Raw genomic sequence first — 10,358 nt, 5'->3', positions numbered from 1 at the left:
CTGTGAAAGCTTCAACGGCCGGATGCGGGACGAGCTTCTCAACGAAACCTTGTTCTTCGGCCTCGATCACGCCCGCGCCAAGATTGCGGATTGGGTCGGCGACTACAACGGCCAACGCCCGCATTCCTCGCTCGGCTATCTGACCCCTGCGGCCTATGCCGCCTACCTCACCGCAACGTGCGATCGGCTGCGCAACCCCGACCAGCTCCGCCGATCGCACGTTGCTCACACCGCGCCAAACGGCGTAAAACCCACTCGGACTCTAAACGCTACTGGATGAAACTTCGGTGGCAGGTCACGACGGAAAGCGATCTTGCCGTCAATGCCGAAACCGACGACGTGGAAGACTTCCTTGCCGATGTCGATGCCGATCGAGGCCAAAGTTTTGTTGTCATGGGCTGCTTCTCCGGATGCTGCAGGGTAGTCTTTGCAGACTATCGCCGCGGGGGAAGCAGCCGGTCCATCCCATTAGCGGACCGTCCGGACATTCTTCGGATGACACCTGCTTCTAACTCAAAAAGGGAGAGACCGGATCGAAATCAGTCGATCTTGATCTGTTCCACGAGGCTACTTTGTGTTGGTGCTGCAACTGCGGTTGCTTGATCGACCCAGGATCGCTGCCGCCGCAGCCTGAGACACCGCAAAGTCTCAGGGTGAGAAGTGCTGTCGATCTTCACTGAAAGCCATAGCAGAAATGCCATCAGGGCAATTGAGACTGCCACAACGTACAACTGATACGTATTCCTGTGCGGTCCCCCGTAGGCAAAGAGGAAGTTTGCGATGCCAAGGAAGATCAATGGCCCCAAGGGCAACACGTAATACCACATGAGACGTCGCTTATGTCTTGTGGTGAAATATCTTCGACAGCCAATGGATACGATCGCCAGCGTGCTTGCGTGTGCAGCAGCGATTTGTGTACCAGTACAATAATCAATACAGCTTTAATATAGGCCGCGTACGTGCGATCGATTCCTGAAATATTTTGTTCTGTATCTATAAAAGAGATGTACCAAGCGTCGATCCAACCCGCGTCGCGAAGCAGCTCTCGATGAGGGTTGCCTGTTCCACATTTCGCAGCCGCCTCGTCAAGTCTCAGAGCCTTAGTCGTCGCCGCGTCCTGAGGTGCTAGGGACAACGCACAGGCTAATTGTACGCCGAGCATTCGGCTCGCGATCAATCTGTGTGAGATATTCCCGTAAGCCATAAAGAGATACAGCAGGAGGATTGGAATGAAAGCGTGCAACCAACTTAGGGGAATTGAATTTCCGAAGAAATTCAAAGAATCGGATCGGCGGATGATGACGAGGACGGCTGTCGCCACGACGAGTGCCTGAGCACTAAGGTTGGTATCGAGTGCGGTAAGTCCGGCTTTGTAATCGCTGAGCGTGTGGTCGAAAAGATCTTTAAGATTTGAATATTCCACCGTGGTGCCGGACGCTGGAAAGTGAGGCGGCCAGCCTTTCAAGGCATACACTGCGCCGATGACGAGCAGCGATACCACTGCCACTACGTACGCGGGACCAAAGAGGTGCAGCAAAAATCCAATTCGCCTTTTGACTGCTATCCTAGCCGACGGTCCAACTGGCCGCCCTTGCTCAGTGGCATCTGTCTCGGGTCGCGAGCCTTCCGACGTGGTTGCCATTGTAGATAGCCCTTGCGCACCTAGCTCATTTTTTCAACGTGATCTGTTCCTATGCGCCCGAGAACAGTTGCATTGCTGCCATCATACCCGTTCTACGTGGTCTTGGATAGTTGATGGATTAATTGGATACTTTAAAGCGAAAAGCCTCCAGACAGCGACGGCCCTCGGCTTCACCATTCCACCGAGCTTCCTGCCCTTGCAGATTGAGTCATGATAACATTTACGTCCGCATCTGGCGCTTCGCGACGAATTTGACAGGCTGGCCGAGGTCACCTTCGTGAGCCATAGCCGACGTGATTTGCTGACGGCGAGCATTACGGCTCGTGACCCATCTGCGACCTCATGGCCAATTTCGACCGAGGACGATCCGGGCCTTCCAGCTTGGCGATCAAGACCGATAAGATGCCTGTCTAGAGCAGCGGCGGATATTGGCAATGCCTTCAAGGACGGACGGCACGGCAAGTAACGCGAAGCGGCGCAAAGCCGCCAAGACGAAGCGCCGCATCGCCGGCTCCCTTGAGCCCACAGCGCGCGCTACCTCACGGGCGGCTTCAGCGGACTTTCGGCCCACTTGCGCGTTGCGGGATCGTGCAGCGGGTCGTCGTCGCAGGAGTTGCAGACGTATCGCTGCCGGCACTGCGCGACGTCGTCCGGCACGGCCATCATCGGCTAGCCGCACGCCGGGCACAGCTTCCGACTTGAGTAGAGCACTGCCATCGATATTTCCCTGCCGTGGACAGCTTAGGTCTGCACGCCGCGCTGGCGCAAGCGCCTCGTAGAAAGTGCCCAGCAAAAGAGCAGACGTGCGGCTTCCGACTTGACGTACGTTCGTCGCCCTACTGAAATCCAGCTTTCAGTGATGTTGCGGGGGGCGGCGTCTGGAAGAGTTTTACAAGGGCTTCGCTCCGCGTGCACGCGATCTGGTGGAGCGGGCGGACCCGTGCAGGAGGAAACGGCTGGTCGAGCTCGCCAGACGGTACGACGCCAAGAGCAAACCGCCGGTATCCGGAGGCGCGCGACCCCTACCGCCCACCCGGAACGACGTTACCAGCATCGACGTTCTCCGCATCCGGCGAGGCATGACCAATGGCAGCAGCGCCGATCAAATGCGACGCCTGCGACGCTCAGGATCGCACCCGTCCAAGAGCCGGAGCCCGGGCCGCAGGATCTATCCGGGTCGCTGTACGAAATGCGGCGGCAAGGGCCGGGTCCCCAGCCCCGGGTGAGCACGAGCGAGGCGAACGTCCGTTCGGATACCACGCTGCATTGCGCAGCGGATGTCAGTCGGAAACGCCGGTCAAGATCGCAGCGGGCCAACTGAAAACTCGTGCTGGGCGGAAAAAGGGCGCCTAATTAGGCACAGGTCAGCGGCCAAAGCCGCAAGCCGCCCGACGCCTATGCCGCACCACCACCCTTGGCGCTCTACTCATCGCTAACTCCGCCCATGCCGCGCGAAGAGGCGCTGCCACAGCGGGAATAGGACGCGGGATTTCCGGAGGCCTAGGTCGTCTGTCGAAAGGACACGTGCCGAGCCATACCAGCAGCGGATTGCACCGGCGGTCTCGCTTCAGAGCTCACTCACTCCTAGAGCACCCTATCAGGGGGGCACGTGACGGAGCTGTTTCTTGGGACAAGCGCGGTCCCAGCCCAAGACAAGCAAAAAAGGGAAGTGCCCCGCGAACTCCGACTTTCCGTCTACGCGAATGGGCCGAGCTACCACCTTGCGGCAACTTTGCTGACTCACTTTCCTATTTTTCCCGAGCCGGGCTTGTGTTATTTTAGGCTGCTTTTTTAGATTGCTAGATGTAGCGACACTTCAGTGATTTGGGGGAATTAATGGCCAGGATCGCCGTTTCCCGCGAAGCATTCCGCGGTCTGTTCGCCTTTTATGCTGCCAAAGCGCACCACGATCAGAGGCACGACGGCGAATATTGTCTCACGAAGCTGTTCAGATCCAGCGACGACATACCTGACGGTCTACTTGAGCTGTGGTCTGAGCGCGTCAACACGCTCGATCCCGAGACTGTTGGCAATGTCCTATGTCCGCGCGCTCGCGCGGTTGCCGATGGCCGCCTCGAATACGATCATGCCAGTGACTTCCTACATGCCTTGCTGAGAGAATTGAACGGGAAGCAGCACTGAGCGCGCCGAACAAGCCGGGCCATTGCGCCGGGCTGATCGCCAATATGGTTCGGTTCTCCACCAATTAGAGAAGAGTGCACGCGCTCGGTCGGTTCGGATTCCGACATTAGGACGCTTGCTTCCGAGCTTCGCATGAATGCGTTGCCTTCCGCACGCTCCTGGACACGCTCGCCATGGTGGGAAGATACGCTTAAACGCGCAACAAGACCCTGGTAAGCAGCATGGAAACTGCTCCCAGAGGCGGAGTACTCGGAGCATCTGGCGGCTGCGGGTTTAGCTCGCTGAGCTTCGGTGCGACGTGTCGGCAACCTACTACGCCGTCATAGCTAATATTCGAATTAACCCGGCGGTGAGACCGGCCGTCTATGTAGGACGGAGCGGTCGCCTCGATTGTTCGTTCGACGTGGCACCTCGAAATACAGCAACGAGGCGATCACCTTCCCAAAGCTCAACGTCGTGCTCGCCATACATTTGTTCGGCTCGACGTCTCGCCGCCTGCTCGTCAATGCAGTCGAGCTTTGCGGCGCAAATCACGTGCCGGCTGCTGTCCACCACGAACACTTTGTACCGCATGATGCAGTCCCATCCCAAAGGGGGACCGTCACCGTACTCGAATGTCCGTCTCAGACCGCGCCAAACTTCAATGAATGCGCGCGGAACCTTTGTACGTGTGGCAATTCGGCTATACCAGCGCGCTAGCTTCATCGACCGCGCGAGGACGCGTCAGGTCAGCCTGGTCAGGATGGTGCCTCAGTGGTGCAATCTCACCGCGTGCCGAAGCGAGCGGCTCGAGCTTAAGATGGAGAGCATCCCCAGCATCATCAGTAGTACGCCAAGCCAAGTTGCCGTCCGGCTCGGCGCCTCGTTACGAGCCTCTGCAGTGAGCACGAGCATGCCGATCGGCATGGTCGGAGGTTCGGACGAAGTCACCACATCGTCGGCCGGCGCGGGCGCGAGAAGTTGCTCAACATCGACTTGGCTCGGCACGGAGTGCGTGGCCGGGCGGCCGTGCTCAGCGATGGGGGCCGCCGACATCAGAGCGCTGCCGGTATCGAGATCGGGGGCAGCATCAGCTACCTTGACTTCGGGGTGAGGCGGCGGCTGAGACGGCTCGGCCGGTGCGGAGCGCAGCAACTCCGCGCGCGCATCAACGAGCCCGCTCTGCCTGGGCCGCGTGGTCGCGTTCTCGTCCAAACTGGCGATGTTATCTTTCGCCACGCGCCGACGAACGGTCTTCTTCACCTTCGCCACACGCTCGGTCAGGAACCAGCATTTGTGGTGCCCGTCCATTCGGTAGACCCAATGCTGGCTATCGGGGGTCGAGTTGCCGGGGCGTCCCAAGCATTCCGCTTGCGGCGGAGAGGTCGCCGTAGGTTGGGGTGCAGCAGTATTGAAGATATCCGCAAGAGGATTGGAAGACGCAGGCCCCATCGAAAGAGTTTCAACAAGGACCAAACTCACGAAGCACATTCGCAAATAACCGGACATCGAAAACTCCCGGTGTTGCGCCCCGCCCGGCATGACCGTTCGTACCGACATAGGCGGCCATGCGGCTCAAATCTGGCGGGGCCATGGATTCATCGTGCTCCTGACGTGAGCCACGGGCCCGAATGCAAATCCGGTCCAGCCGCTCAAGGTTGCAAAACACAGCCCCACGTCATGTGGTCGAGTCGCGGCGGCCGCCGGACATCACTCCTTGGCTCTGCGCGATCAACCGCTGTCTTATTCGGTGCTGAGGTGCATCGGTCGTTAAGGGTTGGTTTAGTTCCCGGCATGATCATTGGGGACCACAAGGGACCCAAGCATGCAATTGCGCCATGCCAATACCTTGGAAATAATCGAGACGGTCGCGGATCAGGATAGTGGCGAGGTCGCAACGTGGCCCGTCACGCACAGCCGATTGGATTTCTCGCCCTCCAATCGAGATGAGGTCCTGGCGCTATTGGCGCCAAGCGGTCACTCAAAACCCACAATTTGGCTCGTCGCGGTCGCATTGGCTGGAGGTTTTGGATTGGGATGGGCTGGTGCCTGGTATGCTCCTGCAACCATCTCGGGTCTGAATCCAAATGCTCGGATAGAACCGGCTTCGCGCCGCACGCCGGACACAAAGTCAGGCGGTAAGGCCGAAAGCACCCGAAAGATAGCATCAGCAGCAAGTTCGCGAACACCGCCCGATTTAGGTCAGCCCTCCACAGTCAGCGCGAGCCTTGCTCCGAAGCCTCTGGTCAAAGCGTCGGGTGCGGCGCAATCGGCGGAAGCTTCGAACCCAGCTTCTTCGGTTTAGCACGACATGCTACGTGCTCGCAGTCGCTGTGGGCGACAAGCCTCCGGGCTGGTCGACGAGCAGGACGGCATCGAGCAGACGTCTGGAGCGGGCCGGCGACCGCCGCACTCGCCTTCGCAGGATGTCGCGATGTGCTGGGCCAATCATATCGCCGGGATGCGAGTGTGTCGGAATCGCGTAATCGAGACCAAGCGAATCAGAACGATTGCAGGACAGCATGGATAACGGGCCACGGATAGTGTCGTCGATGGCCTGTTGGAAAGCGGGAAGATTGCTCTCTTGATGAAATGGCGTCCGGAACGCCGGCCGGTTGAAGGCGCGGGCGAACATTGCAAGGGCTTGCTCGTCATCGACGTCCTGAAACTTATCGACGAAATTGCGAAGCTCGCTTTCGCTGTCGGGAAACGGAACGCCCTCGACCAGGCGCCGCAGGAGGAATTCGGCTCGAAGCCGGAGATGCTCCTCGAATTCCGGACCGGACCAGATCGCAACTTCAGGGACACCCAGTTTCGCGGCCGCCGAGCGAATCTCGTCGCGACGCTACGCCGAGACACTGCTGCGGCACACGAACTTGAAGGCGTCAGGTTTGCCGGTCACGGCGTTCACCGCTGCGGCCATATCCTTCTCCGCCTTCGCCTGGGTCAGGCTGCCGCGATTGACGCATTGAATGACAGTGCGCTCGTCCGGTTGGTCGTCGAACGGACGTGTGCCGATGATGTCACGCCCTTGGTCGCTTCCCGTCTGGCCGAACCAAGCGAGATCCGTCCAGCCATCGCAAAGGTGATAGGCGAACACGAGGCGTTCGAACTCGGTGCCGCTGAAATCCTCGAAGTGAATCGGCCGGACAGTTCGAGCTATCGTCACCTGCCTGCCTCCTGGCTCCCAGAGCTACGGAGCGGGTTGATGATCTGAACGTCCTCGAAGTCCTTTTCATTGTCAGTTACGACAACGCACTCATTAGCTTCGGCTACAGCGGCAATGATTGTGTCTAGCGCGCTTCGCGAACGGCCTTTGGCTTTACCTTCGGCCATCAGCCGCGCCCACGCGAGGCCAGCTTTCTCGTCGAACGATAGGACGCGGCCAACGAACAGGGCTTGGGGACCTTCGGGGCCCGCGAACCAAGTTTCAAGGCTGCTGCGCTTCTTGCCCTTCGGTTTCTCTAAGATGCCTCGGCGGATTTCGGCGACCGTGAGCGAGGCAATGAAGAGGTCATCGTCTTTCTGAGCGGCCATCCAAGCCAGCAGCGGGTCCGACGGCTCCGGTTTTATGACGTTGCTGATGATATTGGTATCAAGGAGGTAGCGCGTCACAGATCGACCTTACGCCCCTCGTCTCGCGGACGGCTGAAGTCGAGATCCGCGCCGACCATAGGTGAGCGACGCAGCGCGGCGAGAATACCGCCCGCTTTCGGAGGCTCACCCGCCACTGCCTGCTCTATAGTCCGGCGAAGCTGCCCGGCCTCCGGACCGTCCTCCGTCAATTTCCGGGCGAGGGACCGGAGTAGATCGCGGTCGGCGTCAAGAGCCTGGATCTCGAACCGCGCGATGCCGCGCTTAGTCAGACGAGACCGATAATTCTCGATGGCTCTCTTCTGTGCGCTGTTGCTCATCGCATGCCTCCGTGCTATATCCAGATATATAGCCGCGTTTTCTTTGGAGTGCAAGGCTGGTGAAACCGGCAGGCGAAGATGGCCTCCCCAAGTTGTTTAGGGTGCCGAGCGCTGCCACAGTGATGAGACGACTACTGTCCAAGGCTGACAATCACAAAAATATTTTTTTATGAGGGCCGGCGACCCGTGCCCCGCCACTACGCTGCTACCCGCCAGCGCGCGCTCCGATGCGACGCAAGTCATTGATTTGCAACGCATTTCTGTCTTGCCAACGCGTTGGCACTTGGCATCATTGTCTCGAAGCCAGGTATTCCGCGCGAGGACGAGGACGGGATCGTGGCGCGACCGAGACGTACAACAGCCGAAAAGCTTCGTGTGGTCGCCGACGCGGGTCGCGAACCGGCTGTGCCTGCGTCGTCGAAGCCCGATCCACGCCTTGTCAATCTGGTCCGGTTGCTGGCGCGCCAGGCCGCACGGAATTTTGTTCAAGCCGAAACAGATAGCCGGACGCGAGACCGCCTCCCGGAGTAAGGAGGTTGCCTCATGAAGGTCCCGCTCTACGCCCGTTACTCGACCGACAATCAACGCGACGCTTCGATCGAGGATCAGTTGCGGCTCTGCCGTCTCCACGCCTTGAAGCAGGGCTGGACAGTCGTCGACAGCTATACCGATCGCGCGATCTCCGGTGCCTCCCTTCTCCGCCCCGGCATTCAAGAGCTGATCAGCTACCCGATGCGCGGCAAGTTCGTTATCGTGCTGGCCGAAGCGATGGATCGCCGCTTGGACATTTATCAGCCCCGCACGTAATTCCGTGCCTGTCGTTCGCCCTCCCATTCTCGTCTTCAGTTCTTCCGAAGATCGAAATCGCAAGCTTCAGTGATAGCGGAGCCACTGGTTGCAATCCCGTTCCGCATTGATCGAAATCCATCAAACAGCTAGCGATCCAAGCGCGATAGAAGTTCGTCGCAGCGGCCGCATTGGGTTCCGAGGCGAGCCGCGTGCGATCTCCGCGTACCCACGCCGAAGGCAAACGCCACCTTGAGTGCCACCAGATCCCCTCCAAAGAGAAATGCGCGCAATAGCGCGGGCACGGCGATCGTCACCCGAAGGGCCGAGACGCCGGAGGCGGCTCGGGGCGCGAAGCGCCTAGAGCCCGTTTCCGCCGGAGCGTAGCGCAGGCGGATGCCCCCGGATGATTGTCACGAGTCGCAGGATCGCTTGCTGCTGATAGAATGGTGAGATGGATCACGGGAAGATAAACGCCGAGCCGACTGTGCTGCGCGAGCTCATGAGCTTCGTGGACCGGCAGGTAGGCGTGTATTGCGATTGCCTATCCGGGCTTCAGGGAAACAAGGTACGGATCGAGCGGCAGATGCCGCACGTGCAACGGCCCAACCAGCCGGCGCATTGTGGACGGGCAGCCTGTTATCACTTGGGTGGGTGTCGAAAGACCCAGCCCTGCTTGCGGAGCCCCCGTTTGCCCCTATTGAGATTTTCATTTGGCGCTTCAATCGAGCACGCTTCCGAGCGGGCCACTCTCCGGCGCGTCTATGAGTTTCTGACGGCGGGTAGCCGAGCATCGGCTCGGCGCTCGGCCACCCCGGCGAGCCGAAGCAGTATGACAGGCGGCGCGGGCTTGACGCTCTCAGACTTCGCCGCGATCCAGCGCGATTTCGCCCATAAGCGCTGCATTTCATTGCCGAACGCGAAATAAGAGCAGCGAACGGAGCCTGGAGATGTACCAAAATACCTGATCCAGGTTGCGAATCTTAACCGGACTTTTGGGGGCATCAATATGAAGAGATTACTGGGGCTCTTGCTGTTCGCTCAGTTCTTGTTTCTTTCCGCCGAGGCCATGGCGCAGGGGCTTCCTGCTCCCTCATATTGGAAGAATGAACGGGGTTCAGAACTGTTTATTTGGTCCGCCAATAGCGGGGCAATACAAGGGACCTTCACAAACCATGCTCAAGGATTTGCATGCCAGGGCATCCCTTATCCTGCATCGGGAGCTGTTAGTCCAACCGGCTTGTATTTTGTTGTTACTTTTGCCCAGTGCAATTCCTTCACCCGCTGGGTTGGAAAAACTAACGGGTCTCAAATGCCAACGTCATGGACGCTGTTCTACGTTGACAAGAACGGTAAGCCTGGCAAGTTGAAGGGCGCTGATCTATTCACGCGCGTATGGTAGAACAACGTTAGAAGGCATCTCCCCAGACTCCAAAGGACAGTCTAATCTTGCGTCCAAATCGCGGACGATCCGTGCATTAGATTACTTTCCCGATTTTTGTTTTGAAGCCAGGCGCAGGTCGGCAGGTGCCATGAATATAAGCAGCGTTCGTGTTGCTGCGTTTGGTTGAGAATGTGAGTTTTCAGCTCTCGGTACTTAGTCGTCCGTGAAGAGCGGCTAAGCGATTGAGCTAGAATCGCATTTGTCTTTGTGGGCTGTTTTGCGATTGCAGGGTTTTGATGCTTGGGGCATCGGAACCTTGCAATTTCATTTTCAGGATTCCGTCGAATCGCCAGTCATGATTCCGTCGTCGCATCGGAGGTGGCGATGCGACCGAAGAAGCACAGGACGACGGAATCGGGCGATCTGTTCCGGGCCAGGCTGGACCAGATCATCAATATGAAGCACGAGCTGGTTCAGCTTGCCGGCAAGGTCGATTGGGACTGGATCGACG

General features: G+C 58.7%; 8 protein-coding genes and 1 pseudogene. 4 read left to right on the top strand and 5 right to left on the bottom strand.

Annotated elements, in window-relative coordinates:
* Window positions 1-280: integrase core domain-containing protein (locus H1B27_RS39160; protein WP_197966765.1), on the top strand; the 280-nt coding region annotated here is incomplete at its 5' end.
* 513 nt (window positions 281-793) lie between these two features.
* Here the strand turns inward: H1B27_RS39160 and H1B27_RS39155 are convergent.
* Window positions 794-1,501, bottom strand: coding sequence for a hypothetical protein (locus tag H1B27_RS39155; RefSeq protein ID WP_197969713.1), 708 nt, complete (start codon window positions 1,499-1,501; stop codon window positions 794-796).
* Window positions 1,502-3,478: 1,977 nt separating this feature from the next.
* Here H1B27_RS39155 and H1B27_RS39150 point away from each other — a divergent pair.
* Window positions 3,479-3,784 carry a hypothetical protein gene (locus H1B27_RS39150; protein WP_197969712.1) on the top strand — a complete coding sequence of 102 codons (306 nt, stop codon included), beginning with the start codon at window positions 3,479-3,481 and terminating at the stop codon, window positions 3,782-3,784.
* Between the two features lie 750 nt (window positions 3,785-4,534).
* Here the strand turns inward: H1B27_RS39150 and H1B27_RS39145 are convergent.
* The 4 genes from H1B27_RS39145 to H1B27_RS39130 form a co-directional block, all read right to left on the bottom strand.
* Window positions 4,535-5,272 carry a hypothetical protein gene (locus H1B27_RS39145; RefSeq protein ID WP_197969711.1) on the bottom strand — a complete coding sequence of 246 codons (738 nt, stop codon included), beginning with the start codon at window positions 5,270-5,272 and terminating at the stop codon, window positions 4,535-4,537.
* Between the two features lie 1,336 nt (window positions 5,273-6,608).
* A complete protein-coding gene (locus H1B27_RS41355; RefSeq protein ID WP_376709032.1) occupies window positions 6,609-6,863 on the bottom strand; it encodes a hypothetical protein in 255 nt (84 codons plus the stop codon).
* Between the two features lie 65 nt (window positions 6,864-6,928).
* Entirely contained in the window at window positions 6,929-7,378 is a 450-nt protein-coding gene (locus tag H1B27_RS39135; RefSeq protein ID WP_197969709.1) for a PIN domain-containing protein, read from the bottom strand.
* A complete protein-coding gene (locus tag H1B27_RS39130) occupies window positions 7,375-7,677 on the bottom strand; it encodes a hypothetical protein (RefSeq protein ID WP_197969708.1) in 303 nt (100 codons plus the stop codon). Before H1B27_RS39130 ends, H1B27_RS39135 begins: the two co-directional genes overlap by 4 nt.
* A gap of 543 nt (window positions 7,678-8,220) precedes the next feature.
* Between H1B27_RS39130 and H1B27_RS39125 the strand changes: the two are divergent.
* Together H1B27_RS39125 and H1B27_RS39120 are read left to right on the top strand one after the other, a co-directional pair.
* Window positions 8,221-8,454: pseudogene (locus H1B27_RS39125) on the top strand (recombinase family protein); the annotation flags it as partial.
* A gap of 1,018 nt (window positions 8,455-9,472) precedes the next feature.
* Window positions 9,473-9,865: an avidin/streptavidin family protein gene (locus tag H1B27_RS39120; RefSeq protein WP_197969706.1), complete on the top strand. Its 393-nt coding sequence runs from the start codon at window positions 9,473-9,475 to the stop codon at window positions 9,863-9,865.
* The last annotated feature ends 493 nt before the right edge of the window (window positions 9,866-10,358 follow it).

Origin of the sequence: Bradyrhizobium diversitatis (assembly GCF_016031635.1) — a bacterium.
GTDB lineage: Bacteria > Pseudomonadota > Alphaproteobacteria > Rhizobiales > Xanthobacteraceae > Bradyrhizobium > Bradyrhizobium diversitatis.
The sequence above is the reverse complement of the archived record's forward strand: the minus strand, read 5'-3'. Positions and strand labels throughout refer to the sequence as shown.

Excerpts from the sequence above, each read along its gene's own strand:
- H1B27_RS39130 (WP_197969708.1), bottom strand. The coding sequence starts at position 7,677 with ATGAGCAACAGCGCACAGAAGAGAGCCATCGAGAATTATCGGTCTCGT.
- H1B27_RS39120 (WP_197969706.1), top strand. The coding sequence starts at position 9,473 with ATGAAGAGATTACTGGGGCTCTTGCTGTTCGCTCAGTTCTTGTTTCTT.
- H1B27_RS39145 (WP_197969711.1), bottom strand. The coding sequence starts at position 5,272 with ATGTCCGGTTATTTGCGAATGTGCTTCGTGAGTTTGGTCCTTGTTGAA.
- H1B27_RS39150 (WP_197969712.1), top strand. The coding sequence starts at position 3,479 with ATGGCCAGGATCGCCGTTTCCCGCGAAGCATTCCGCGGTCTGTTCGCC.